Source organism: Robertmurraya mesotrionivorans (assembly GCF_050971805.1).
GTDB lineage: Bacteria > Bacillota > Bacilli > Bacillales > Cytobacillaceae > Robertmurraya_A.
Genome location: NZ_JBPCCH010000007.1, coordinates 147,594 through 172,380 on the forward strand (window position 1 = coordinate 147,594; position 24,787 = coordinate 172,380).

Consider the following 24,787-nt stretch of genomic DNA (forward strand, 5'->3'; position numbering starts at 1 on the left):
TTATTTTCACGGTTTTCATCAAAAACTCACTTTATTGGATAATATTTACCATTCTAACTCATGTTGGAAAATTTCATTATAATGAGTAATAATGTAAGCGGTTAAATAAAAAAACTGTGAAAATTCCTCTACATTTGTGGCTTTTTCATTGTATACACGCTAAGGAAATGCTATTCTTTTTTTTGAGATGTCGATTGTCTGATGACCCTAAGAACTTTAGTCGGCGTTAGCTATATTTAATGAATAAAAAGGACAGTTGAAAAAATACTAAAGTATGCTGTATATTTTTCAATGTCGGAATGAATAGGTAAAGTGAAGGAATTAGACAATTAACGAGAAACATCTTAGCAAATATATGTATAGGAAAAAGGAGTTTGATTAACCATGGCAGAAAAACAATTTAAAATTATAGCTGAAACAGGAATTCACGCTCGTCCTGCAACATTACTAGTACAAGCAGCTAGCAAGTTCGATTCTGATATTAACCTTGAGTACAAAGGGAAAAAAGTAAACCTTAAGTCAATCATGGGTGTTATGTCTCTAGGAGTTGGACAAGGAGCTGACATTACTATTTCTGCAGTAGGTGGAGATGAGCAAGAAGCTCTAGCTAGTCTTGAAGAAACTTTGAAAAAAGAAGGTTTAGCATAAAAATGAACTTTTTAAATGGAATTGCTGCATCTAGCGGAATAGCAATCGCAAAAGCATACCGTTTGGTAGAACCTGATTTAACCTTTACAAAAAAGTCAATCGACAACGATACAGTTGAAATTGATCGTTTCCGTGCGGCACTAAGTCAGTCAAAGGTTGAACTTGAAGGTATTAGAGACAAGGCAAAAGTAGAATTAGGTGCTGATAAGGCAGCTATTTTTGAAGCGCACTTGCTCGTACTAAGTGATCCAGAGCTTGTTTCTCCAATTGAAGATAAAATTAAAACAGATAAAGTAAATGCTGAATTTGCTTTAAAAGAAACAGCTGATATGTTTGTAGCGATGTTTGAGTCAATGGACAATGAATACATGAAGGAAAGAGCTGCTGATATTCGAGATGTAACAAAACGCGTTCTTTCTCATTTACTAGGTGTACAAATCGTTAACCCTAGTATGATTTCAGAAGAAGTAATTATCGTTGCTGAAGATCTTACACCATCAGACACAGCACAGCTAAACCGCCAATTTGTGAAAGGCTTTACAACCGACATCGGTGGTAGAACATCTCACTCTGCAATTATGGCTCGCTCAATGGAAATTCCAGCAGTTGTAGGTACAAAGATCGCAACTGAAGAAATTCAAAACGGTGATCTTGTAATTGTAGATGGATTAAATGGACAAGTCTATATTAATCCAACTGCTGAGGAAGTTGAACGTTTCAAGTCCGAGCACGCTGCTTTTGAAGCACAAAAAGCTGAGTGGGCAAAGCTTGTTAACGAGCAAACAGTCACTTCCGATGGTCATCATGTGGAGCTTGCTGCAAATATCGGAACACCTAAAGATCTAAAAGGTGTTATTAACAATGGTGGCGAAGGTGTAGGTCTTTACCGTACTGAATTCCTTTACATGGGTCGTGACCAACTTCCAACAGAAGAGGAGCAGTTTGAATCATACAAAGCTGTTCTAGAAGGAATGGATGGAAAGCCAGTTGTTGTTCGTACATTAGACATTGGTGGAGACAAAGAACTTCCTTACTTAAACTTACCGAAGGAAATGAATCCTTTCTTAGGATTCCGTGCGATCCGTTTATGTCTTGAAGAGCAAGATATGTTCCGTACACAACTTCGTGCACTTCTTCGTGCAAGTGTATATGGAAACTTAAAAATTATGTTCCCAATGATTGCAACACTAGCTGAATTCCGTCAAGGAAAAGCAATTCTTGAAGAGGAGCGTCAAAAGCTTCAAGCTGAAGGAGTAGCTGTTTCTGAGAAAATTGAACTAGGAATCATGGTGGAAATCCCTTCTACTGCTGTTATTGCTGATCAATTTGCTAAGGAAGTTGATTTCTTCAGTATTGGAACAAATGACTTAATCCAATACACAATGGCTGCAGACCGTATGAACGAAAGAGTATCTTACTTGTATCAGCCATACAATCCAGCTATTTTACGTTTAGTAAAAATGGTTATTGACGCTGCACACAAAGAAGGCAAGTGGGCTGGAATGTGTGGAGAAATGGCTGGCGACGAGCAAGCGATCCCTGTTCTTCTTGGCTTAGGCTTAGATGAGTTCTCTATGAGTGCAACTTCTATCCTAAAAGCACGCTCTCAAATCCGTAACTTGTCAAAAGCAGATATGGAAGCATTAGCTTCAGAAGTGCTTCAAATGAGCACGACGGAAGAAGTGTTAGAAGCAGTAGCGAAAGCAACTCAACGCTAAAAAAGAAACCCAACTGATTTTAATCAGTTGGGTCTTTTTGATAAGAAGGGATTTTTCCATTCCATCAGAAGTCCGTAATTTAACGAATGTTCATCCTCTAAATAATCCTTTACAGCTACGACAGGTGTTCTACCGCATCTCAATAAAAAGGTGATAACAGGGTCTTGTATTTCTCCTAGTATCAACTTCTCAACATATTCCTCTACCGAAAGTTGATCCGCATGCTTATGATACCCAGGCATACGTCCTCCTCCTAGCAATCGATCAAGCTTAAGTTGAACCACTGTTTCATACATGGACTGCATTAGCCATTTTCCTAATCCTAGTTTTCGATAAGCGGGTGAAATACAAATATCGACTATGTACAAGGAATTACCATTTGTCACATGGTTAGTAATGTAGCCATTGTCAGTCGCTTCCTCCCATGTATGACTTGGATGGTTTTTATCAAAGTTAGTAATTAATCCTGTGATCGAACCGCAAATAACACCTTCTACTTCTACACATAATGCTCCTTCAGGGAACAGTTTGACATGATTGGTTAACTGTTCTTCATTCCACCAAAGCTCAGAAGGAAAGGGGGGAGGAAATGCCTCTTGTTGAATCCGTATTAATTCTTGAAAATCGTCTTTTGTATACGTTCGTATAATCGCTTTTGTTGGTTTTGAGGAGTTAAACACATACAGTTCTTTAAAATACATAATATTCCCCCTTCTTTTCCTGATTGTAAAATGAATGGAGTTGTGTAGTCAAATCACTATGAATTGTAAACTTTTCTAATTGACCGTTTATACTTTACATTTCTAGGCAAAGGTAAGTGGTAAAGGAGGACGATCATGAAGAAAGCATTTTTCGTATTATGTTGTTCACTTATTCTAGCAGGATGTGAGGGAAGTCAAAAACAATCGTTTATTAATCAGTATGCGGATGTATTACTTACAAAAAACAATGAACTTCAGTTTCGATTTAAATTTGATGAACGATTATTTTCTGAAGAAGATATGTACAAAGTAAAAGTCTTAATCGAAAATAAACAATTAGCAAAAGCGTTAGGAACAGCAGAAATTTATTATGGAGAGCAATATGTTCATGATGGAAAACTACTACATGTAGGAAATCAGGAGGAAATTTATCTGTCAATGGATCCCATTCCTTTACAGATTGATTTACATACATTCGTATTAGAAGAGATGATTCAGCAAGAAAAAGCGGTCAAGGTACAGATTTTTAATGAAAATGATATGATCGTTTCAGGGTATGTTCAGAACTTTCAATCTCAGCTATAGTCATTTCTTTGAACAAATTGGAAATAAGTGATAAAATACTACTTATTTCTAGCGGGGAGAAGTGAGTATGGAACTGAATTCAAATAGCACAATCGGATTTATTGGTTTAGGGGTCATGGGCAAAAGTATGGCGAGAAATCTAGTAAAAGCAGGCTACAAGGTCTTTGCCTATACCCGTACAAAAGAAAAAGCACAAGATATTTTAGATGAAGGTGTAGCTTGGATAGAATCCCCAGAGGCTATTGCAGAAAAGGTTGATATTATCATAACAATGGTTGGATATCCATCTGATGTTGAACAAATTTATCTCGGAGAAAAAGGAATTGTACATACTGCGAGACCAGGATCTTTCTTAATAGATATGACAACCTCCACTCCTACATTGGCTAAAAAAATATATAACGAGTCTAAGAAAATGGGAATCTATTCTGTAGACGCTCCCGTTTCAGGTGGAGACATTGGAGCGAGAGAGGGCAAGCTTTCCATAATGGCTGGTGGTGATCAAGAGGTTTTTGATGCATTACAACCTATTTTTCAGGTATTAGGAAGCAATATTGTGTATCAAGGAAGTGCTGGAGCTGGTCAGCATACTAAAATGTGTAACCAGATTGCCATTGCATCTAATATGCTTGGTGTTTGTGAGGCGGTTGTATACGCGGAAAAGGCAGGGCTTGACCCGACAACAGTACTTAAAAGTATTTCATCGGGAGCAGCGGGGAGCTGGTCTCTTTCGAATCTTGCGCCAAGGATCATTGGAGGGGATTTTTCTCCAGGTTTTTATATCAAACACTTTATTAAAGATATGACAATTGCTTTAGATGAGGCGGAACAAATGGGAATGATGACTCCTGGATTATCCCTTGCCAAATCGTTATACGAGAAATTAGCGGAACAAGGCGAGGAAAATAGTGGTACACAGGCTCTATATAAATACTGGAAATAAATGAAACCCAAGCTCGAATTAGAGCTTGGGTTCACTTTTATGACTGATGATCTTTTAAAAATGCCTCCAGCCTATCCAATGCCTCAGCAAGTACTTCCATGGAATAAGCAAACGAGATACGTATATATCCTTCACCAAGCGGAGAAAATGCACTTCCAGGTACGACAGCTACGCCTCGGTCTTGAACTAATTGTAGGGCAAAGTCAAACGAATTGGTAAACGGTTCTGGTAGCTTTACAAAGAAATAAAAGGCTCCATCTGGTTTGATAACTGACAAATTCATGTTGGTTAATCTCTCATAAACATATTCTCTTCGTTCCATATAGGCTTGTCTCATCTCAACTGCATCATTTATGCCTGCAGTAAGTGCTTCTAATGCAGCCATTTGAGAAACAGAAGAAGCGCAAGAGACATTATATTGATGAACCTTCAAAATATGTTCAGTTATAGAACTAGGAGCAAAAATCATACCAATTCTCCAACCGGTCATGGAATGTGATTTAGAAAGACCATTGATGACGATCGTTTTTTCTTTTAGAATCGTACCAATTGAGAAATGCTTGTGGTCAAATACTAATTCACTGTATATTTCGTCAGCTAATACAAATATTTCTTTATCTTTTAGCAATTCTGCAATATCGCTTAATTCTTCCTTTGTTAAACTCACTCCAGTAGGGTTGGACGGATAGGGTAAGACGATACAACGAGTTTTATCTGTTATGTAGTTGCTAATAATGTCAGCAGTCATTCGGAAGTTGTTATCTCTTGTATCCGCATATACGGGCTCAGCACCGCATAATTTTATAATTGGCTCATAGCCAGGATATACAGGTCCAGGTAATATAACCTCCACACCTTCTTCTAAAATGGTTCGAAACGTAATATCTATCGCTTCACTAGCTCCCGAAGTGATAATAATTTCATCGTTTGGATTGTAAGATAAACCGTATTTAGTTTGAACAAAATGAGCAGCTGCTGTACGCAGTTCAATGTATCCAGCATTATGAGTATATGTTGTGAAATTTTCATCAATTGCTTTTTTTCCTGCTTCTTTCACATGCTTTGGTGTAGGGAAGTCTGGCTGGCCAAGAGTTAATGAAATCATATCCTTTGTGCCTGCAACCATATTAAAAAACTTACGAATTCCTGATATTTCAATGTTTTTTACTTTTGAATTAACCAAATGTTCCAAGTGATCACTCTCCTATTCGTTTATTTTATCATGTGAAGGTAAGAGAGTGAAAAAATCCTCTTAATTTTCATATTAAAAATAGCTTCTTATGGGTTATTATGTAAGTATTGGAAAGATAGTTTTTTAGGGGGAAAGGGTATGAATAAAGTAGAAATTACACAAGCTTATGAAAGTTTAAATCAATGGTTTCAATCACTAACTGAAGTAGATGAACAAAAGTGGTTTGCACCAATAGATGAAGGGAAATGGTCAATGGCAGCAGTTCTTTCCCATCTGTTATTCTGGGACCGCTTTTCACTTAAGGAAAGATTCCCTTTCATGAAGGAAGCTGCTAGCTTGCCACCATTTCCTGATTTTCAAACGGTAAACGACAAGGCCCGTGAATATGCGGAAAGTGGAATAACGAAAAACGAATTGTTGCAAGAGTTAATTCATACTAGAATGGAGCTTCTCTCCGTTATAAGTTCCTATAATGAAGAAGAACTAGATACTACATTTTCTATTGGTGATCATCAGTTCACTATACGTGAATATTTTGTAGACTTCATTCAGCATGACTATCATCATAAAAATCAATTAGAAGTGTTACTTTCATAGTCTACTAGTTGTCTAAAGATGGTAGAAAAGTAACATATTTTATGTGAAAGTTAACTGTTAATTAGACCATTTCGTGGTATAGTATTTGTATGCTAACTCAGATATAATGCTAGCCAAAAGGGGTCGAACCGTTAATGGATAATAAAAAAGGAATTTTGTTAGAAAGTGGAACAAATGAACTAGAGATCGTTGAATTTAGTATCGGCAAAAATAAATTCGGTATTAATGTTATAAAAGTGAAGGAAATAATAAATCCCGTTCAAGTTACTCAAGTACCTCATTCACATCCACATGTAGAGGGAATCATTGAGCTAAGAGGGGAAGTATTACCAGTTGTGAATGTGGCTAATGCATTAGGATTTCCTCCTTCACAATCTCCCGAACAGGATAAATTTATTGTTGCAGAATTTAACAAGCAAAAGATTGTCTTTCACGTTCATACTGTTACACAAATTCACCGTATTTCTTGGGACCAAATTGAAAAGCCTTCAGAAATGTATCAAGGTCCGGAGAGTCAAATTATTGGAGTTGTAAAGCTTCATGGTGAAATGATCTTGCTACTTGATTTTGAAAAGATTGTAGTTGAGATCAACCCAGAAACAGGGATTAACGTTCAGCAAGTTAAGAAGCTTGGCCAAAGAGAAAGATCCACGAAAAAATTGGTGGTTGCAGAGGATTCACCTTTATTAAGAAAGCTGCTTCATGACACGCTAAATGAAGCAGGGTTTACCAATATTGAGTTTTTTGAAAATGGAAAAGATGCCCTTCAATATTTAGAAGCCATCACTTCTCAAGGGAAAAACATAACAGATGAAGTTCAGCTCGTTATAACTGATATCGAAATGCCTCAAATGGATGGACATCATTTTACAAGAAGATTAAAAGAAAATAGTCAAACGGCAAAATTACCGGTTATCATTTTCTCTTCGTTAATTACCGATGACCTTCGTCATAAAGGACAAATGGTTGGTGCAAATGCACAGGTTAGCAAACCTGAAATAGCTGAATTAGTTCAATTGATTGATAAGCATATATTATAATGATAAAAGGGTGTTCCTAAGTACTTAGGGACACCCTTTTTTTAAAAATAGCTTTCACCTAATTTTTTAAAGACTGGTTTCTCATATCCTTTTTTCTTATAAGAAACATTCGGTTCTTCTTTCATTCCGGTGTATTTAGATAGAAGCTTCTTTGCCTGATTGAGAGATAGAACAGCTCTCGGATTACGTATATTATTATCTAATTTTCCTAAGTGTGGTAGACTCTCGAAGTCCTGTTTTGATGGGGGGAGATGAAAGGAGTAATTTCCACACACCACGAGTACATCTGATTGTTGTTGGCTGTATCTAGGATTGTTCGAGAAGTGTAATCCTTCCTTTCTTGCTTTTCCTTCTTTTATAAGCTTTTGTAAGGCGTTTCGCTTCAATTCGTATAAAAATTTTGGATTTGGAGCGGTTTTTGCATGACGATTCACAATGAAGATTGCCTGTGAGAGGTTTTCTATCGTTGGTTTTAAGGGAGGATGTTGTGTTTTTTCCTGACTCAAGGTTTTGAGCTCCTTTCACTCGTTCAAACTACTGTATTGTTATTATACCTTTTTTTAGTTGGAAAGAAAATGGTTCTGAAATTTTGATTACAAAAAACAAGGTACTTGATAAGGTTGGATGGTTAGAGGAATGTCGAACGTGGAATAGAATAAATATAATAGTGAATAGTAAAGGAGTTTGAACAGATGAATAAGTGGGCTGTAATCGATATAGGCTCGAACACCATACGATTAGTGATTTATATAGAAACCATCAACCATTTCTACAAGGAAGTTGAAAATATTAAGGCTGTTGCAAGGCTTAGAAAATACTTAAACGAAGAGAAAGTTCTCTCCTATGAAGGAGTTCAGAAATGTCTTACGATCCTAAAAGGATTTAAAGAAATTATTGACTTTAATGGTATAAACGAAGTAAAATGCGTGGCCACGGCAACCATACGACAGGCGGTGAATAAGTATGAAGTTCTTGAAAAGATAAAGGTAGAGCTGGGCTTTGATATCCAAATTTTAAGTGAGGAAGAAGAAGCATATCTTGGCTTTTTAGCCGTAGTGAACACTACTGCCGTAAAAGATGGTGTGACCATTGACATTGGTGGGGGAAGCACAGAAATTACGTATTATCAAAATAAGACGCTTGTACAATCCCATAGTTTTCCGTTTGGTGTCGTGTCTTTAAAGGAAAAATTTATGAGTGGGAGCCGGATGACAAATGAAGAAAGAATGGCTCTGCAAAAAATGGTTTTGGAAGCTTTAGAATCATTACCTTGGCTTAAGAACAAACAGGTTCCGATTGTTGCCATCGGGGGGAGCGCGAGAAACATCGCTCAAGTTCATCAACATTTAAAAAACTATCCATTAGCAGGAATTCATCAGTATGATATGAGTCCTGATGATTTACATAATATATTACAAATGATGGAGAGTATGGAGGTTGCTGATATTGAAAAATTAGAGGGACTTTCAAAAGACAGAGCCGACATCATCCTTCCAGCCCTTGAAGTATTCGACATGCTTTGTATGTATGTTCAAGCAACACGTTTTATTTTTAGTAAAAGAGGTCTAAGAGAAGGAATCCTTTACAAAGAAAAAGGCGGGGGAAAGAAACCATCTAATTTTATATTAGAAAGTAGTATTGATCACCTGATTAGAGATTATGGGATTGAGGAGGGCCATTCCGATCATGTGGCATGGTTAGCAAAACAAATTTATCTCGAACTTTCTAATGTTTTCGGGAATAAAACAAATGAATATAGTGAGCGTCTAATTGAACAAAGTGCACGCATATATTATATCGGGCAATACGTCGATTCAGATGTTAGCAGCCAGCATACCTTTAATCTCCTAGCCCATCAATCAATAGACGGGATTACGCATAAGGAAAGACTTATTCTTGCCTTTATTGCATCGTATAAAAACTGGGCACTATTAAAGCAATATTCCACTCCTTTTATAGAATGGTTTTCAAAAGGAGAATTAAAGGATATTCGAATAGCTGGTGCGATGGTGAAGCTTGCCTCTGCTTTGGATTCATCCAAACGTATGCTGGTAAAGAAAATAAAAGTACAAAAGAGACAGGATGAGCTCCTGATTCAACTATCTTGTGTGGGAAATACATTTGTTGAACAATATCAAGCGGAAAAGCAGATTCGTCATTTAGAAAAGTCTTTAAAATATAACATTACACTTGAATTCATATCAGAAAGATAAGGATGGGAGACCAAATGAATGGTGAGAGGCAATACAATCTACCTTCCTATTATAATAACCGTGAGTTAAGCTGGTTAGCTTTTAATGAAAGAGTACTTGAAGAGGCACTTGATACGAGTAACCCACTTCTTGAAAGGCTTAAATTTCTATCGATATTTAGTTCTAATCTAGATGAATTTTTTATGGTTAGAGTTGCTGGATTACAGGACCAAGTGGATGCTGGATATAATAGGCCAGAAAATAAGGCAGGATTAACTCCGAAGCAACAGCTCGAGGAAATTTCGAAGCTCACTCATAAGCTAGTGAATACCCAATGTGAAACCTTTACCAACGTCCTGCTTCCGGAACTTAAAAAGGAATCTATTTACCTCCTTGCCATTACTAGTTTGGATAAAAATCAACTTTCTTTTTTAGAAGAATATTTTGAAGAACAGATCTTTCCGGTATTAACTCCGATGGCTATTGATGCGTATCGTCCATTCCCGATGCTATCAAACAAAAGTTTAAACCTTGCCGTTTTGCTAGAAGAGGAAATAGAGGGCCAGGTGAGTAATCGTCTTGCTTTTGTTCAAGTACCAGCGGTTCTTAATCGTTTTATTAGTATACCAAGTGACGAAGGTAGCTCCTTTGTTCTTTTAGAAAATGTGATTTGCTACTTTATACATAAGCTGTTTAAAGGATATAAAGTAGTATCTGTTACCCCTTTTCGTATTACGAGAAATGCTGATTTAACGATACATGAAGAGGGATCAAGAGACCTATTACTAGAAATTGAAAAAGAACTGAAAAAACGAAAATGGGGAGCGGCTGTTCGTTTAGAGGTGAGTGATGACCATTTTGATAACTCTGTTGTTGAGCATATAACAAAAGAACTAGAGTTAGATGAAGAGGATATCTACAGAATTAATGGGCCACTCGATCATACATTTTTAGCTCAGTTTTCAAAGCATTTATCAAGAAAAAGAGAGCATTTAAGCTTTGAAGCCTTTATTCCTCAAAAGCCAGTGGATCTTGATTTTGACGAAGATCTATTTACGAAGCTACTTGAACAAGATGTTTTTTTACATCATCCGTACGAATCGTTTCAACCTGTTGTCGACTTTGTTACCGAAGCTGCCAGTGACCCGGATGTCTTAGCGATCAAACAAACTCTGTATCGTGTAAGTGGTGATTCCCCCATTATTACAGCTCTTAAAAATGCTGCCGAAAATGGAAAGCAGGTGACTGTTCTAGTCGAGTTAAAAGCTAGGTTTGATGAGGAAAATAATGTTCACTGGGCGAAAGAACTAGAGAAAGCTGGCTGTCATGTTATTTATGGTATGACCCATTTAAAAACGCATAGTAAGATTACATTAGTAGTTAGAAGAAGAAATCAAACGATAGAAAGATTTGTTCATTTAGGGACCGGAAACTACAATGATCAAACAGCCAATTACTATACAGACTTAGGTTATTTAACTTCCAAACGAAAATTCGGTATTGATGCAACAAACTTTTTTAATTTTTTGAGTGGATATACAGAGAAGCCAAAGTATGATCATATCGTTGTTGCCCCCTATGATATAAGAGGTAAGTTTATTGAATTAATTGACCAGGAAATAACCTATCATAAGCAATACAAAAATGGACGGATTATTGCAAAGATGAACTCCCTAACTGATAAGGAATTAATCATGAAACTCTATGAAGCGTCGTCTTCTGGAGTGAAAATCGATTTAATTATTCGAGGCATATGCTGCTTAAAACCAAAAATTCCAATGGTAAGTGAAAATATTCGGGTCATAAGTATTGTTGGTCGTTTTTTGGAGCATAGCCGTATTTATTATTTTTACCATAACGGGGAGGAAAAGGTATATTTGTCTTCTGCCGATATGATGACTAGAAATATGGAGAAACGAGTAGAAATTCTATTTCCAATCTTTGAAAATCATCACAAAGCCAGAATCAGCCATATATTGAATCTCCAGCTTTCAGACAATGTAAAAGCAAGAGAACTGCATCAAGATGGGAAGTACTCTTATGTCTCCTCAAACAATGAAAATTTACTAAACCATCAAGTAGAACTAATGAAAGAAACCTATCAATTAAGAGAAGATGAGGAATGAGAGATACAGTAGTATCTCTTTTTTTAAAAGATAAGAAAGTATAAAATTTTCGACTTTGAGAATTGTCTAGCTCCAGCGCCCTAGCGCCTAGTGTCCTTCGCTCTCCGCCCTACGATAAGTCAACATCGAATCGCCTCTGGCTCTTCGTGTTTCCTTTATCTCAGTTGGAGCGCTCCAGGCCATACGGCGCTGACCAGGGCGCTTGCGCTTTTCTTATGATTCTTCTTAAGTTGTACACTTTACGAAACAACTTGACGATACTATCGATATTTAAGGATAATATAAGTTAAGAAGTTTTAATACAACAAATGCTCAGGTACAAACGAGGATGATGGGATGGAGCAGTTTAAAAAGGTAATCTCTCGTGAAGTGATTAATGATAAAAATAGACGTGAAATAGAAGGAATGATCTTTGATATTATCCTTAACCATATTAATGACATGGTGTTCATTATGAAGGTGGATGGAGATCAGTTTCGATACGTTTTTGCCAATAAATCTGGTGCGACACATGCAAGGCTGACAGTGGAAACGATGGGAAAAACCTTATTTGAGGTAATGCCTCCAGAGACTGCTGAAAGACTGCAAGCTGCATATATGAATGTAGTAGAATCAAAAGAAGTTCAAGTGCTTATTGATCAATCAACATTAGAGGATGGAAGGCTGGTTCATGGGCAGTCGATTTTAACACCAGTCCTTAATGAAAATCAAGAAGTCAGATTTGTTGTGTCTGTAACTCGTGATATTACAGAGTTAGAGGCGGAAAGAAGTCGGCTTAAAGTGACAGAACAGCGTTATCGTTCTATTGTGGACCATAATCTGGATGGGGTTATTCTCGCCACTCACGTAGGAGATATTATTGACTCGAATCCAGCTAGTGAACTTCTATCAGGATATACGGTCGATGAGTTAAAGAAGAAATCAATTTTTGATTTTGTTGATGAATCCGACGTAGATAAATTTCGAGAATTTATCGAGCATTCTCTCTCGGGGATATCTTTAGAAACTTTAGACTTCCGATTCGTTAACAGCAGTAAAAGAAAAATTACGGTCCAATTAAAAACGGTTCCTTTTACCATTCATAATAAAATTACAGGTATTTATTTGATTTTTCGAGATATTACGGAGCAGGCGATAAATGCTGAGACGATAAAGTTCATGGCATTTCATGACCAGTTAACAGGGTTATACAATAGAAGGGCCTTATTACGCGATTTAGATCTTCTTTTAAATCATTCAGAAAGTAATAAAGAGGAACCATTTTCTCTTCTATCCATTGATATTGATCGATTTAAACAACTCAATGACTCTCTAGGACATTTTGCAGGTGATCAAATTTTAATTAAGATTGCTGAAAGATTAAGTGTTGATCGAACAGATGATTATAAGGTATACCGGCAGGGTGGAGATGAATTTATTGTTCTTCTAAAGGGAAATCGCCAAAGCGCGAACCAATTGGCGCAAAATATTTTGAAGCGATTTGCTAAGTCCTTTTATTTGGATTCACATGAATATTATATTTCACCAAGCATAGGGTTAAGCATGTATCCACAGGATGGTGAAGATGCAGAAACTTTAATCAAAAACGCTGATGAAGCATTGTTTCGTGTGAAAGAGAAGGGAAAAGCTCATTATCAGTTTTATCGAAGTGATAAAACACAATCATTTGCCAATATCGTTTCGTTAGAGACACAACTTAGAAAAGCTCTAGAGCGTGATGAATTGATACTATTATATCAGCCACAGGTAGAACTAAGAAGCGGGAAGATCAATAGCTTTGAAGCGTTGATCAGGTGGAATTCAAAGGAGTTTGGGTTGGTCCCGCCATCAGAATTTATCCCTCTTTCGGAAGATACGGGTTTGATTATTCCTATAGGTAATTGGGTCATTGAACAAGCTTGTATGCAAATAAAGGAATGGAATGATCTTTGTGGTGAAGAAATTACGATTGCGATAAATATATCAGCGAAACAATTTCAACAACCAACTCTTGTCAGTACGATTCAAAAAGCGATTCAGACGTTCCAAATTAATCCTTCCTTGCTTGAAATTGAGATTACAGAGGGAGTGATGCAGGATACGGCTGAAACTGCTCCAATACTTAAAAGTTTAAAGGACTTAGGAATTAGTATTGCGATTGACGATTTTGGTACCGGCTACTCATCGTTAAACTATTTAAAAAGTTTCCCCATTGATGTTCTCAAAGTAGATCAATCGTTTGTCCGAGGTATCCATAATAACGAAAAGGATGCGGCCATTACAACAACGATTATCCACCTAGCAAATAGCCTTGGAATGACAGTAGTTGCTGAAGGGATTGAAGAAGAAGCACAGGCAAAGTTCCTTTTAAATACAAACTGTCATAAAGGACAGGGTTACTTTTATTCAAAACCGTTGAGTAAAATTGAAATTGAACAAACCATTTTTAACAGACCGACCAACTCATAATGGACGGTCTGTTTTATTTTGGTAGTGTTTGAAGAGTAAATAAGGTAATTTCGGGTGGAGAGAGAAACCGAAAGGGTAGCCTTGTTGTACCTAAGCCTCTATTTACATAAAGAGACATAGGATTACTTGTCTGTCCAATTTGATAAAATCCTTCATAATATTTTTTGGCAAACGGGGGCTTAATAATTGCTCCTAAAAAAGGAATTTGAATTTGTCCACCATGACTGTGTCCACTTAATTGGAGTTGAACATTTCCTATGTCAGCAGCCTGGTCGGCTAAATCAGGTGCATGTGATAAAAGGATGGTATAAGCCTCATTAGGGATGCTTTCCAATGTCGCTTGAATATCTGGCCTGCCTAACATTGCATCATCAATCCCAGCGATATACAAACTCTCATTTGTAAGAAGAGAGACTTGATGAGTTTCATTCAATAGAAGGGTAAATCCAGCTTCTTTCATAACATTTCGATATAAATCCGAACCATAGCCTCCGTGATCGTGGTTCCCATATATAGCATACGAACCAAACGGAGCTTGGAGATTTTTTAAAATCGGTGCGATTGAGTTAATTTCAGCATACTGATTAGGTGTATCCATTAGATCACCCGTAAAAAGAATCATGTCGGGCTCAAGTGAATTTATTTTTTTGACCAATTCTTTAAGTTGGGATAAATCATATTGAAATCCAACATGCGTATCGCTGAATTGAAGTATTTTAAAGCCGTTGAAACCATTGGGAATCATGGGGTGAGTGATGGTGTGTTTCTTTATCGTTAATAGCTTTGGCTCAATTTCTCGAGCATAGAAGCCACCTCCACCGACAGCAACAATTCCCGTTAGAAAAGTGCCAATCCCTCTTTTCAAAAATCGTCTTCTCGACATTTTTGTGTTCATTACTAATCAACCTATTCTCATTTCTAAATTTAGGACAATCCCCTCTATACTAACAAAATCAGGGGGATATGAGAACTAAAAAGGCATGATTAAATTCTTGTCCATGAAATATATGTATACAGATGTAGAATAAAAAATGATAAAATAGAAATGAATGAATGTTCATTCTTTTTTTAAAAAAAGGGGGATGGAAGATGGATAGAAAAGTTGTTATCATAACCGGTGGATCATCTGGCATGGGGAAAGCAATGGCGAAAAAGTTTGCAGATAGCGGTTTTTATGTGGTCATTACAGGAAGAGATGAGGAAAAACTACAAGCGGCCAAAAAAGAAATTGAAAAAGAAAATGACCAAGTTCTAACTGTGAAAATGGATGTTAGAGAAGTGGAGGACGTAAAAAGAATGGTCGAGCTGACGGATGAAACCTTCGGGCGGATAGACATTCTCATTAATAATGCAGCCGGAAACTTTATATGTCCAGCGGAAAAACTATCTGTGAATGGATGGAATTCCGTGATAAATATTGTGTTAAACGGTACGTTTTATTGTAGTAGCGAGGTAGGGAAGTATTGGATTAGTAAAGGGATAAAGGGGAATATCATAAATATGGTTGCTACATATGCCTGGAACGCAGGTGCGGGGGTGATCCATTCAGCAGCTGCAAAAGCGGGAGTACTATCCATGACAAGAACGCTCGCTGTTGAGTGGGGGCAAAGATATGGCATAAGAGTCAATGCTATTGCACCTGGACCAATTGAACGAACGGGTGGTGCACAACGATTATGGGAGTCCCAAGAGGCAGCCAATCGAACTCTTTCAAGCGTGCCGCTAGGAAGACTAGGTACTCCTGAAGAAATCGCTGAATTGGCCTACTTTTTATGCTCAGAAGGTGCCCAGTATATTAATGGAGATTGTATTACGATGGACGGTGGGCAATGGCTTAATCAGCATCCATTTTAAGATAAGAAGACAGGCTAGTCGGAAACTAGCCTGTTTAAAAAATATGAAAGAAGATTTTTAACTTTGAAAATTGTCTAGCTCCAGCGCCCTAGCGCCTAGTGTCCTTCGCTCTCCGCCCTACGATAAGTCAACATCAAATCGCCTTTGGCTCTTCGTGTTTCCTTTATCTCAGTTGGAGCGCTCCAGGCCATACGGCGCTGACCAGGGCACTTGCGCTTTTCTAATTTATTGATAGCTAACCGCTCTATTTTTTAATGCGTTCCAAGACTGTAAAAATTGTTGCTTATTCACTTTTACCTGTTTTCTACCCGATAAAGGATCATTCAAATAAACAAATGATTGATCATAGCCAACTAATACGACCGCATGCAAATCAAGAGGTGTATCTATTTTTTTATTACCATGCATCCAAGATTCTGGTCGGTCTGGTAAACGGTAATCACCTGTTGTCCACACTACAACAGGAAAGCCCTTTGCAACATGTGCTTCAATTTCATGAAACGGTTTATTGGTTAGATTGACGGCTTTCCCTGGCAAATAAGTATTAATTAAGTCAATCATTGGTCCATCAAACACCGCATATCCAGCCCTTTGGCCAGTCATATCACCAACAAATCCTACATCTGGATCTCCCCAACGAATAATATCACCATTTTGTTTTACTAATGGATCATTGTCTTTTTTTATTTTATTGAAAAGATCCATTTTATTTGTATTCACTCCAGCAAATTGCAGCATCATAGCGAGGCTTGTAACCTCACAACCATACCTTAATTCTGGATTTTGCTTGATTAAAGGAACATCCAACAATGCACTGCTTTGTGCGAATGTTGAGAAAGGTATGCTCATCACTAAAAGAATGGATAGAAACATTGATTTTATTTTCATTTTGTACCTTCCTTTCGGTGGTTAAGCTTAGAATGCAAAAAAGGAAAGGTGATTATAAGGGAAGGTTTATGGAAGAGGTTCATGGAAAAGGAATATTAAGCCTTTTTATGGTATAATTATTGAAAAGATGGATGTAAGGAGCGATCGTAATTGGATGCATTGGATATCTTAACAGATCTTGAAAATGTACTTCCTTTTTTTCAACCGATATTCAGTGCGGATGAACACCAGGTTATCGGTTATGAGGTATTAGGAAGGTACTATGATGGCTCGGAGTATATAAGCCTTGGTCCGTTTTTTCATGACTCAAGTATTCCCGAAGAATATCGAACGGAAGTTGACCAGGTTGTATTAAAAAAAGCACTCGATCGTTTTCTAGAGATTGATGAACACCTCTTAATCTTTATTAACAGAGATGCGGATTTGTTGATGAAGGGGGCAGATGATCCTTTTTTAGAAGTGCTTCACGAATACGAAGAGCTTGGGTTGCCGTTAAATAGATATGTGCTTGAAATTTCTGAAGCTAATTATAAAGGTGAGCTTGATCAGCTAGATCATTTTCTCAATTATTTAAAGACGCTAGGGATTAAAATAGCCATAGATAAGCTTGGTCACGAAAGCAGTCACTTGGATCGAATTGGCCAGCTATCTCCTAATATTTTGAAAGTGGACTTGCGTGCCCTTCGTTCTAACCGTGCTTCGCAAGGGTTTCAAGATATCTTGTACTCACTTTCTCTATTAGCGCGAAAAATTGGTGCAACCTTGCTCTTTGAAAACATTGAAATGGTATACCAACTCCAATTTGCCTGGAAAAATGGAGGTAGATACTACCAAGGATTTTACTTACATAAACCAGCAAAAGATTTTGTAGAGCGCACTATTTTAAAGGATAAATTAAAGGAAGAGTTTCACCGTTTTATTGCCTACGAGAAAAAACGAATAGAAACTTTACATCAAATCACAGAATCTTTTCAACTCCGTATGCAGGATTTGGTGTCCAAATATAAGAAGCAAGAAAAGTATGAGGAATTTTTAGGATCCTTAACGAAGGAATTAGATTCAATCGCTTTTCGCTTATACATTTGTGATGAAGATGGGTTCCAAGTGTCACCAAACTTATTTAAAGGTGATCACGAATGGGTTAGCCAAGTCGAATATATGAATAAAAACTGGAGCTGGAGACCTTATTTCTTAGAAAATATTCATAAAATGCGCTTAGAGAAAAAAGGTATTTTATCGGATGTATATAGCGATATTGAAATCGGTGATAACATTCGAACATTCTCTTACCCATTAAGTACAAAGCATTACTTGTTTATAGACCTTTCGTATGCCTTTCTTTATGACAATGACGGTTTGTTATAATTTGCCCTACTCATAAAAAGAATAAACGAGGACTATTGTGGAATCGTATAGATATGACAAATTATAAAGGAGGAGTTCTCCTTGAGTACCTACATGTCAATCTTATTATTTATTTCCATGGGTGTCCTCGTTTTTTCATTGGGGTATACATTAGCCGTAACAAGAAGACCAAAGCAACTAAAACCAGAAGCAGATACACCTCTTCCAACAAAGGTCCAATCGCATATATATTTGCGAAATCCTGTTTTTTTAACGTATGGGATATTCTTCTTGCTGCTGATTCTAATTATTTTATTTTATAACCTATCGTAAAAACCTCTTGTGTAGAGGTTTTTTGTTTTTGTAAGACACTCTTTTTTATCTTTGTAGGTATTTTTCCTTATTTTTTCGCCTTTTTCTTCATAAAAAGTTATATCTGTTGTCACAAAGGGTAACTTCATCTATATAAATGTCAGATTAGCGCGTTATTTTACGAACGAATGCGTGCATCAAGGGCTGAGATTGTTGTTAAAATGGAAATTATTACGAGGAAGGGAAAGTGAGCTTATGAGTCGAAAAAAACGTATACTATTATTGGTATTTTCCATTCTATTCTTTTTTCCTTTAATTGGACAAGCTGCTTCTGTATCAACGATTGAAACCAGAGAAGATGTTCTTGGTTTTTTACATGAAGCGTTTCAGGCGCAGGTGTCGTTAAGTGAAGAAGGAAGAACAGAAGAAGAAGTAAATTCGATTTTAAAGCCTTACTTTACGGATTCCTATAATCAGCTTTTTAAAAAGGAAAATATTGTGGAGGAGAATGGATTACAGTTTACATATGGAATGGACTTTGCACCTTACTACATTCCGTTTTTTCAATTTTCTGACCAAACAGAAATAGTCATAAATAAAAACAGTATTTATGTGTATGAATTTTTTGAAGGGCAAAATGAGGGACCGGTAACTTACAAAGACCATTATGAAGCTATCATTTTGAAAAAGGAGCATACAGGGAATTGGAAAGTAAGTGATTATTTATATGACTTTAACCCATCCTCAGATATTGTTCCTGAAAAAGAGGAGAAAAAGAGTAGTCTTGAAAAAAACAATCCATTTCAAGCGCTAATGATTAGCACTCTTCATCATATGAAGCAGACCGCGAGCTTTTTCAACCATTATATAACATTTGGAAACGAGTAGAGCGAAACAAAAGCTCTACTCGTTTTTATCTGATAGACCTAGCGCTTCCATAATTCGTTCTTGCTCAAATCCAATAATCACATCTCCATTAATTACAATGGTTGGCGTAGAGTAAGAACCAAGCTTAATTAATTCATCTCGAGCGGATGAATCTTTTTTTATATCCTTTAGTTCATAAGAGATCTTTTGATCATTAAAAAAGTTTTTCGTAAATTCGCAAGGGGGACAGCCTGGCTGGGTATATAAGGTAACTTTGTTCATTGTATCACTCTATTCAAGGTTTATTTTTGTTTGTCGATAAAATCAATTAATCCGATAGCACATATGCTCATATCTAAAGAAATGACCTCATTTACTTTATGGTCTTTTGATATAGAATAAGATTCTAAATGATTTTGTATCATTTCAAATAAGTAATTAAAGGCTAATTGAACTCGGTCGTCAAAAGAAGTACGAGCTTCATATGCTTTTTTTCCCTGCTCTACAAAATGATCCAGCCAGCTATCCACTTGTATAAACACTTGATTTGGTTGCTTAGTAATTCCATAATGCCCAAAACAGAGGTATTGAGGTTTTAGCTCCTTGAACATTTTAAGAGACTGACGCATTTTGTCAGGATGAAATTGATTTGGCGACGTTGATGGCAAATATAGCTTAACGCCTGTATCCTCTAGGTCCGGATAGTAGACACCCGCAGTATCTCCCGTAAAGAGCGCCTTATTGGATTCATCAAAAATACTAACATGATGATTCGCATGCCCTGGTGAGTGATAGAAGGTAAGTACATGATGTGGTCCTATTTGAAGCTTTTCTTCATGTTCCATCGACCTTATACGATCTTCAGGGATAGGAACAATTGGATCAAACAGTTCATCGAATTGATCTCCATACACCGCTTTTGCTCCAGAAATTAATCTGGTAGGATCAATTAAATGTCTTTTACCAGCAGGGTGGACGTACACAGTTGCATTCGGACAGGTTTGTAGTAAAAGCCCAGCACCACCAGCATGATCAAGATGGATATGTGTAACAATAATGTTCTTGACCTGACTAGGCTTGAACCCTAGTTCCTGTAATCCAGCAAGGATGTATGGGACAGAGGGGCTAGCACTCGTTTCGATGATAGTAAGTTCGTCGGCAACTAGCACGTAGCTACCTGTTCTATTCTTAAGTCCTAAGTCATGACCGTCAATAATGTACAAATTTTCGAGGAGTTTCACTACATTTTTCAAAAAAAAACCTCCTTTTTTATACTTTTCCTTGTACAAATACCCTTCATTATTTTATGCTGTTAATATTGGCATGTAAAGAAGGATGGCACGAATTTTCTGATTTCTTTTTTCGTATAGAAACATGTCAAAAGAGAAACCTAGGAGTATCAATAGGTTTGTTTCGAAAGGAGAGAGAGTATGTCGCAGCTTCAAGGAATCATTACACGTTTAAAAAATCTTCAAGAGCAAGCGAGTTCAGGTGAGCCAGCTCAACGCTTTTTTGAAGTTAATGGAGAAAGAAAGTGTCAGGTTACTTTTCACCCAAAAACAGAAACATTTGAACTAGAAGTATACAATGACAAAGAAAAACCGAAGAGATACCAATTCGACAACATCGATATGATTACTATTGAAATCTTTGATCTCATACAGTAACCACCTATACATAGAGGGGCCATTTATTGGTCCCTTTTGTATGTAAAGAAGTTAAAAAGAGCAAACCCTTTCAAACTGTGATAAAATAAATATAGCTGAAAACAAGAGATGAGGAGTTTTCGACAATGATAAGTCTTCACAGTGGGGAATTTTTAGAAATTAATATTAGAGATTTGATGATACCGTCCGAACGCGTGGCACATGTGCAAGTTAAAAACAATTTAGAGCATGCTTTATTAGTGTTAACGAAAAGTGGATATACCGCTATACCTGTTCTTGATCCACATTATAAGCTTCATGGATTAATAAGTACTCCAATTATTATGGAGTCTATATTAGGCCTAGAGCGGATTGAGTTTGAGAAACTTGAGGAAAAGAAGGTTGAAGAGGTCATGAATAAAGATGTTCCTCGGATATCAATTGATGCTAGTATAAAAAGCTCTCTTGAAACTCTTATCGATCACCCGTTTATTTGTATCGAAAGTGCAGAGGGGATTTTTGAAGGGATTTTAACTCGTAGAACTGTTTTGTTTCACTTAAATAAGCATATAAAAAAATTAAATAAATAAAGATGTGCTCCCTTTTGGGGGCTTTTTTCAATTATAATATAAGTAAAACTTATTAACCGAGGGATGTTGTGTCTACACTATCAGAGTTTCAATTATTATCCGTACTAGCAACTGAAATGAATATGAGAAAAGCCGCAGAGCGATTATTTGTTTCTCAGCCTGCTCTTTCCCAAAGACTACAAACGATTGAGAAAGAATGGGGAACTAAGCTATTTATTCGTTCACAAAAGGGATTAACACTTACTCCAGCAGGAGAACTTGTTATTGAGTTTGCCAACGAAGTATTAGGGAAAGAAGAAAAAGTAAAAGAAGCGATACACGGGCTTGATACAGAGGTATATGGAACCTTAAAAATAGCTGTAGCTTCCATAGTAGGTCAAAACTGGCTTCCCAAAGTACTAAAGAAGTACATGAACAGATATCCTCATGCAAAAATAGCTCTAATAACTGGCTGGAGCAGTGAGATTTCAAAGGCGCTGTATGAAGATCAAGCACATATCGGAATCATCCGTGGTACACCTGAGTGGAAGGGTGTAAAGATGCATTTATTCGAAGATAGTCTTTATTTAGTCGACAAGGTGATCACAAGCCCGGAACAGGTATTGAAAACAGATCGACCATTTATTCAGTTTAAAAGTGATTCTAATTATTTTCAGGAAATCCAAGATTGGTGGTATCGGAATTTTCAAACCTCACCAAAAAGAACTTTAGTCGTGGATCAAATTGAAACATGTAAACAGATGGCTCTGAATGGAATTGGTTTTGCAATATTACCAGCTATTACATTAAATCAGATGGATAAGGATATATTTAAAATTCCGTTACTTGACGAAGCCGGAATGCCTTTAAAACGGGACACTTGGCTCATGGGTTATGAATCTTCCTTTAAGTTAAAACAGGTGCAAGCATTTGTGGAAATTATTAAAGAATTTATTAATGAAAGCTAAAGGGTTCCCACTTGTCTTGAATGCGGTTGTTTGTTAAAGTAATTTTTAGATTGTACAAATTGGAGGGAAAGATATGAAAATGATGGATGCAAACGAAATCATTTCGTTTATTCAAAATAGCAAAAAAGCAACACCAGTTAAGGTATACATAAAAGGTGATCTTGAAGGAATTGACTTTGGTGCAAGCGCAAAGGCCTTTATCACTGGAAATACAGGAGTTGTATTTGGTGAGTGGAGCGAAGTTAGTGAAGCATTAGAAGCAAACAAGGGGAAAATTGAGGACTATGTTGTTGAAAATGACAGAAGAAACTCAGCTATTCCACTTTTAGATATGAAAAACATTAAGGCGCGTATTGAGCCAGGTGCTGTTATTCGTGATCAAGTTGAAATTGGTGACAATGCTGTTATCATGATGGGCGCATCTATTAACATTGGTGCGGTAGTTGGTGAAGGAACGATGATCGACATGAACGTTGTTTTAGGTGGACGAGCTACTGTAGGTAAAAACTGCCATATCGGTGCTGGATCTGTGTTAGCAGGGGTTATTGAACCACCTTCTGCAAGCCCTGTTGTGATCGAGGATGATGTTGTTATTGGAGCAAATGTTGTTGTACTAGAAGGAATTCGCGTTGGTAAAGGTGCTCGTGTAGCTGCTGGTGCAGTTGTCATCGAGGACGTTCCAGCTGGTGCAGTAGTTGCAGGTGTTCCTGCTCGTGTCATCAAACAAGCGGATGAGAAAACATTATCAAAAACAGAAGTAATCCAAGCATTACGTCAACTATAATACATTCTTGAGAGCGTGGATTCCTATCCACGCTTTCTCCTTAAATAAAGGGGGAGAAGTAATGAGTAATCCGTTTGTTCATATTCGGAGAGACTTGCATCAAATCCCTGAGCTTGGCTTTCAGGAGTTTAAAACGCAGAAATATTTACTATCATATATTGAATCGTTGCCAAAAGAGCGGTTAGAAGTAAAGAAATGGGAAACAGGTTTATTTGTAAAGGTACATGGGTTAAATCCAAGAAAACTAATTGGTTATCGCGCCGACATTGATGGGCTACCAATAAAAGAAGAAACCAAACTTCCTTTTCAGTCTACTCATGCAGAACAAATGCATGCTTGTGGCCATGACTTTCATATGAGTATTGGATTAGGAGTATTAACTCACATAGTCCACCACCCTATTCAGGATGACATGCTGTTTATATTTCAACCTGCTGAGGAAGGTCCCGGTGGGGCAGAACCTATGCTGAAGTCTAGGGAAATGCAAGAGTGGAAGCCTGATATGATTCTTGCCTTGCATATTGCACCGGAGTATCCTGTTGGTACAATTGCAACAAGAGAAGGTCTTTTATTTGCTAATACATCTGAACTCTTTATTGACTTAGTCGGAAAAGGTGGACATGCCGCCTATCCTCACCAAACGAATGATATGGTAATTGCCGCTTGCAGCCTTGTAAGTCAACTACAAACGATTATTAGTAGAAATGTTGATCCCTTGGATAGCGCCGTTATTACAATTGGAAAAATTACTGGTGGGACTGTTCAGAATGTCATTGCTGAGAAGGCTAGACTAGAAGGCACGATACGGACCCTCTCGGTTGATTCGATGAAAAAAGTGAAAAAAAGAATCGAGTCTATCGTACAAGGGGTAGCTACTGGATACGAGTGCGAGGTTAAGATAGATTACGGTAGTATGTATCATCAAGTATATAATGACCATTCCATAACAAGAGAATTTATGAATTTTGTCGAGGAACAATCCTCGGTTCACGTGATTGAATGTAAGGAAGCGATGACAGGAGAAGATTTTGGATACATGCTAGAAGAGATACCTGGCTTCATGTTTTGGCTAGGGGTTGAGTCTGAGCATGGACTACATCATTCAAAATTAAATCCCAATGAAGATGCAATTGAGAAAGCGATTATGCTTCTAACCTCATACTTAAATTATAAAGGAAATTAAAATAAGAGAGTTTATTTTACAAAAAAATAGGGCAAACCATATAGTGGGTTAGGTGCTATTTTAATAATAACTCTTTTTTAACATCTATTCCTTCATAACAATTGACTCAAGCATTAGGTTACTACTATAATTGTATTTGTATTTTTTTTCACAATATCTACATATTTTTACACGGAGGGATT

Annotated in this window: 25 protein-coding genes; 18 read left to right on the forward strand and 7 right to left on the reverse strand. The window is 37.0% G+C overall.

Features of this window, described 5'->3' with window-relative positions; translation table 11 throughout:
* The first annotated feature begins 384 nt into the window (after positions 1 to 384).
* On the forward strand, positions 385 to 648 hold the full coding sequence (locus ACRX5O_RS13510) for a phosphocarrier protein HPr (protein WP_066058111.1): 264 nt from the start codon (positions 385 to 387) through the stop codon (positions 646 to 648).
* A gap of 2 nt (positions 649 to 650) precedes the next feature.
* Positions 651 to 2,366 (forward strand): phosphoenolpyruvate--protein phosphotransferase, encoded by a 1,716-nt coding sequence (ptsP, locus tag ACRX5O_RS13515; RefSeq protein ID WP_433906435.1) that lies wholly within the window; start codon positions 651 to 653, stop codon positions 2,364 to 2,366.
* Positions 2,367 to 2,389: 23 nt separating this feature from the next.
* On the opposite strand, the gene ACRX5O_RS13520 is transcribed toward ptsP, so the two are convergent.
* Positions 2,390 to 3,067, reverse strand: a complete 678-nt coding sequence (locus ACRX5O_RS13520; protein WP_433906436.1) for a GNAT family N-acetyltransferase — start codon at positions 3,065 to 3,067, stop codon at positions 2,390 to 2,392.
* A 135-nt stretch (positions 3,068 to 3,202) separates the two neighbouring features.
* Here ACRX5O_RS13520 and ACRX5O_RS13525 point away from each other — a divergent pair, with 135 nt between their 5' ends.
* Entirely contained in the window at positions 3,203 to 3,652 is a 450-nt protein-coding gene (locus ACRX5O_RS13525) for a hypothetical protein (RefSeq protein WP_119707354.1), read from the forward strand.
* A 67-nt stretch (positions 3,653 to 3,719) separates the two neighbouring features.
* Positions 3,720 to 4,595: an NAD(P)-dependent oxidoreductase gene (locus tag ACRX5O_RS13530; RefSeq protein ID WP_433906437.1), complete on the forward strand. Its 876-nt coding sequence runs from the start codon at positions 3,720 to 3,722 to the stop codon at positions 4,593 to 4,595.
* Positions 4,596 to 4,632: 37 nt separating this feature from the next.
* On the opposite strand, the gene ACRX5O_RS13535 is transcribed toward ACRX5O_RS13530, so the two are convergent.
* A complete protein-coding gene (locus tag ACRX5O_RS13535) occupies positions 4,633 to 5,787 on the reverse strand; it encodes an aminotransferase A (RefSeq protein ID WP_433906438.1) in 1,155 nt (384 codons plus the stop codon).
* Between the two features lie 138 nt (positions 5,788 to 5,925).
* Between ACRX5O_RS13535 and ACRX5O_RS13540 the strand changes: the two genes are divergently transcribed.
* Both ACRX5O_RS13540 and ACRX5O_RS13545 read left to right on the forward strand, forming a co-directional pair.
* Positions 5,926 to 6,384 carry a DinB family protein gene (locus tag ACRX5O_RS13540; RefSeq protein WP_433906439.1) on the forward strand — a complete coding sequence of 153 codons (459 nt, stop codon included), beginning with the start codon at positions 5,926 to 5,928 and terminating at the stop codon, positions 6,382 to 6,384.
* A 134-nt stretch (positions 6,385 to 6,518) separates the two neighbouring features.
* On the forward strand, positions 6,519 to 7,424 hold the full coding sequence (locus tag ACRX5O_RS13545) for a chemotaxis protein (RefSeq protein ID WP_433906440.1): 906 nt from the start codon (positions 6,519 to 6,521) through the stop codon (positions 7,422 to 7,424).
* A 41-nt stretch (positions 7,425 to 7,465) separates the two neighbouring features.
* Here the strand turns inward: ACRX5O_RS13545 and ACRX5O_RS13550 are convergent, their stop codons facing one another.
* The gene (locus tag ACRX5O_RS13550; protein WP_433906441.1) at positions 7,466 to 7,930 is read right to left on the reverse strand and encodes a YkyB family protein; all 465 of its coding nucleotides are present in this window, start codon (positions 7,928 to 7,930) and stop codon (positions 7,466 to 7,468) included.
* A 186-nt stretch (positions 7,931 to 8,116) separates the two neighbouring features.
* Here ACRX5O_RS13550 and ppx point away from each other — a divergent pair, with 186 nt between their 5' ends.
* The 3 genes from ppx to ACRX5O_RS13565 all read left to right on the forward strand — a co-directional run bounded on the left by ppx (position 8,117) and on the right by ACRX5O_RS13565 (position 14,190).
* The gene (gene ppx, locus ACRX5O_RS13555; RefSeq protein ID WP_433906442.1) at positions 8,117 to 9,637 is read left to right on the forward strand and encodes an exopolyphosphatase; all 1,521 of its coding nucleotides are present in this window, start codon (positions 8,117 to 8,119) and stop codon (positions 9,635 to 9,637) included.
* Positions 9,638 to 9,651: 14 nt separating this feature from the next.
* Positions 9,652 to 11,742: an RNA degradosome polyphosphate kinase gene (locus ACRX5O_RS13560; protein ID WP_433906443.1), complete on the forward strand. Its 2,091-nt coding sequence runs from the start codon at positions 9,652 to 9,654 to the stop codon at positions 11,740 to 11,742.
* Positions 11,743 to 12,078: 336 nt separating this feature from the next.
* Positions 12,079 to 14,190 (forward strand): putative bifunctional diguanylate cyclase/phosphodiesterase, encoded by a 2,112-nt coding sequence (locus tag ACRX5O_RS13565; protein WP_433906444.1) that lies wholly within the window; start codon positions 12,079 to 12,081, stop codon positions 14,188 to 14,190.
* Positions 14,191 to 14,203: 13 nt separating this feature from the next.
* Here ACRX5O_RS13565 and ACRX5O_RS13570 read toward each other — a convergent pair whose 3' ends face one another.
* Positions 14,204 to 15,085: a metallophosphoesterase gene (locus tag ACRX5O_RS13570; RefSeq protein ID WP_433906445.1), complete on the reverse strand. Its 882-nt coding sequence runs from the start codon at positions 15,083 to 15,085 to the stop codon at positions 14,204 to 14,206.
* Positions 15,086 to 15,279: 194 nt separating this feature from the next.
* On the opposite strand from ACRX5O_RS13570, the gene fadH reads away from it, so the two are divergent.
* Complete coding sequence (gene fadH, locus ACRX5O_RS13575; protein WP_433906446.1) at positions 15,280 to 16,044, forward strand: 2,4-dienoyl-CoA reductase; 765 nt, start codon at positions 15,280 to 15,282, stop codon at positions 16,042 to 16,044.
* Between the two features lie 225 nt (positions 16,045 to 16,269).
* On the opposite strand, the gene ACRX5O_RS13580 is transcribed toward fadH, so the two are convergent.
* Entirely contained in the window at positions 16,270 to 16,893 is a 624-nt protein-coding gene (locus tag ACRX5O_RS13580) for a C39 family peptidase (RefSeq protein ID WP_433906491.1), read from the reverse strand.
* Between the two features lie 189 nt (positions 16,894 to 17,082).
* On the opposite strand from ACRX5O_RS13580, the gene ACRX5O_RS13585 reads away from it, so the two are divergent.
* The 3 genes from ACRX5O_RS13585 to ACRX5O_RS13595 all read left to right on the forward strand — a co-directional run bounded on the left by ACRX5O_RS13585 (position 17,083) and on the right by ACRX5O_RS13595 (position 19,476).
* Entirely contained in the window at positions 17,083 to 18,297 is a 1,215-nt protein-coding gene (locus ACRX5O_RS13585) for an EAL domain-containing protein (RefSeq protein ID WP_433906447.1), read from the forward strand.
* 81 nt (positions 18,298 to 18,378) lie between these two features.
* On the forward strand, positions 18,379 to 18,609 hold the full coding sequence (locus ACRX5O_RS13590) for a hypothetical protein (RefSeq protein WP_119707367.1): 231 nt from the start codon (positions 18,379 to 18,381) through the stop codon (positions 18,607 to 18,609).
* Positions 18,610 to 18,843: 234 nt separating this feature from the next.
* Positions 18,844 to 19,476: a DUF3993 domain-containing protein gene (locus ACRX5O_RS13595; RefSeq protein ID WP_433906448.1), complete on the forward strand. Its 633-nt coding sequence runs from the start codon at positions 18,844 to 18,846 to the stop codon at positions 19,474 to 19,476.
* Between the two features lie 15 nt (positions 19,477 to 19,491).
* On the opposite strand, the gene ACRX5O_RS13600 is transcribed toward ACRX5O_RS13595, so the two are convergent.
* Positions 19,492 to 19,737 (reverse strand): glutaredoxin family protein, encoded by a 246-nt coding sequence (locus ACRX5O_RS13600; protein WP_433906449.1) that lies wholly within the window; start codon positions 19,735 to 19,737, stop codon positions 19,492 to 19,494.
* Positions 19,738 to 19,757: 20 nt separating this feature from the next.
* Positions 19,758 to 20,708: an MBL fold metallo-hydrolase gene (locus ACRX5O_RS13605; RefSeq protein WP_433906450.1), complete on the reverse strand. Its 951-nt coding sequence runs from the start codon at positions 20,706 to 20,708 to the stop codon at positions 19,758 to 19,760.
* 177 nt (positions 20,709 to 20,885) lie between these two features.
* Between ACRX5O_RS13605 and ACRX5O_RS13610 the strand changes: the two genes are divergently transcribed.
* From ACRX5O_RS13610 to ACRX5O_RS13630, 5 genes are all read left to right on the forward strand, one after another.
* On the forward strand, positions 20,886 to 21,122 hold the full coding sequence (locus ACRX5O_RS13610) for a YkuJ family protein (protein WP_066059865.1): 237 nt from the start codon (positions 20,886 to 20,888) through the stop codon (positions 21,120 to 21,122).
* 125 nt (positions 21,123 to 21,247) lie between these two features.
* Positions 21,248 to 21,691: a cyclic-di-AMP-binding protein CbpB gene (cbpB, locus tag ACRX5O_RS13615; protein ID WP_433906451.1), complete on the forward strand. Its 444-nt coding sequence runs from the start codon at positions 21,248 to 21,250 to the stop codon at positions 21,689 to 21,691.
* A 68-nt stretch (positions 21,692 to 21,759) separates the two neighbouring features.
* Positions 21,760 to 22,638, forward strand: coding sequence for a transcriptional regulator CcpC (gene ccpC / locus ACRX5O_RS13620; RefSeq protein ID WP_391558393.1), 879 nt, complete (start codon positions 21,760 to 21,762; stop codon positions 22,636 to 22,638).
* 73 nt (positions 22,639 to 22,711) lie between these two features.
* On the forward strand, positions 22,712 to 23,422 hold the full coding sequence (dapD, locus tag ACRX5O_RS13625) for a 2,3,4,5-tetrahydropyridine-2,6-dicarboxylate N-acetyltransferase (protein WP_119707373.1): 711 nt from the start codon (positions 22,712 to 22,714) through the stop codon (positions 23,420 to 23,422).
* Positions 23,423 to 23,483: 61 nt separating this feature from the next.
* Positions 23,484 to 24,605, forward strand: a complete 1,122-nt coding sequence (locus ACRX5O_RS13630; protein ID WP_433906452.1) for an N-acetyldiaminopimelate deacetylase — start codon at positions 23,484 to 23,486, stop codon at positions 24,603 to 24,605.
* Positions 24,606 to 24,787: the final 182 nt, after the last annotated feature.

Bases quoted from the DNA above. Each gene is read 5' to 3' on its own strand.
- ACRX5O_RS13510 (WP_066058111.1), top strand. From the start codon at position 385: ATGGCAGAAAAACAATTTAAAATTATAGCTGAAACAGGAATTCACGCT.
- ptsP (WP_433906435.1), top strand. From the start codon at position 651: ATGAACTTTTTAAATGGAATTGCTGCATCTAGCGGAATAGCAATCGCA.
- ACRX5O_RS13520 (WP_433906436.1), bottom strand. From the start codon at position 3,067: ATGTATTTTAAAGAACTGTATGTGTTTAACTCCTCAAAACCAACAAAA.
- ACRX5O_RS13525 (WP_119707354.1), top strand. From the start codon at position 3,203: ATGAAGAAAGCATTTTTCGTATTATGTTGTTCACTTATTCTAGCAGGA.
- ACRX5O_RS13530 (WP_433906437.1), top strand. From the start codon at position 3,720: ATGGAACTGAATTCAAATAGCACAATCGGATTTATTGGTTTAGGGGTC.
- ACRX5O_RS13540 (WP_433906439.1), top strand. From the start codon at position 5,926: ATGAATAAAGTAGAAATTACACAAGCTTATGAAAGTTTAAATCAATGG.
- ACRX5O_RS13545 (WP_433906440.1), top strand. From the start codon at position 6,519: ATGGATAATAAAAAAGGAATTTTGTTAGAAAGTGGAACAAATGAACTA.
- ppx (WP_433906442.1), top strand. From the start codon at position 8,117: ATGAATAAGTGGGCTGTAATCGATATAGGCTCGAACACCATACGATTA.
- ACRX5O_RS13560 (WP_433906443.1), top strand. From the start codon at position 9,652: ATGAATGGTGAGAGGCAATACAATCTACCTTCCTATTATAATAACCGT.
- ACRX5O_RS13565 (WP_433906444.1), top strand. From the start codon at position 12,079: ATGGAGCAGTTTAAAAAGGTAATCTCTCGTGAAGTGATTAATGATAAA.
- ACRX5O_RS13570 (WP_433906445.1), bottom strand. From the start codon at position 15,085: ATGAACACAAAAATGTCGAGAAGACGATTTTTGAAAAGAGGGATTGGC.
- fadH (WP_433906446.1), top strand. From the start codon at position 15,280: ATGGATAGAAAAGTTGTTATCATAACCGGTGGATCATCTGGCATGGGG.
- ACRX5O_RS13580 (WP_433906491.1), bottom strand. From the start codon at position 16,893: ATGAGCATACCTTTCTCAACATTCGCACAAAGCAGTGCATTGTTGGAT.
- ACRX5O_RS13595 (WP_433906448.1), top strand. From the start codon at position 18,844: ATGAGTCGAAAAAAACGTATACTATTATTGGTATTTTCCATTCTATTC.
- ACRX5O_RS13600 (WP_433906449.1), bottom strand. From the start codon at position 19,737: ATGAACAAAGTTACCTTATATACCCAGCCAGGCTGTCCCCCTTGCGAA.
- ACRX5O_RS13610 (WP_066059865.1), top strand. From the start codon at position 20,886: ATGTCGCAGCTTCAAGGAATCATTACACGTTTAAAAAATCTTCAAGAG.
- cbpB (WP_433906451.1), top strand. From the start codon at position 21,248: ATGATAAGTCTTCACAGTGGGGAATTTTTAGAAATTAATATTAGAGAT.
- dapD (WP_119707373.1), top strand. From the start codon at position 22,712: ATGAAAATGATGGATGCAAACGAAATCATTTCGTTTATTCAAAATAGC.
- ACRX5O_RS13630 (WP_433906452.1), top strand. From the start codon at position 23,484: ATGAGTAATCCGTTTGTTCATATTCGGAGAGACTTGCATCAAATCCCT.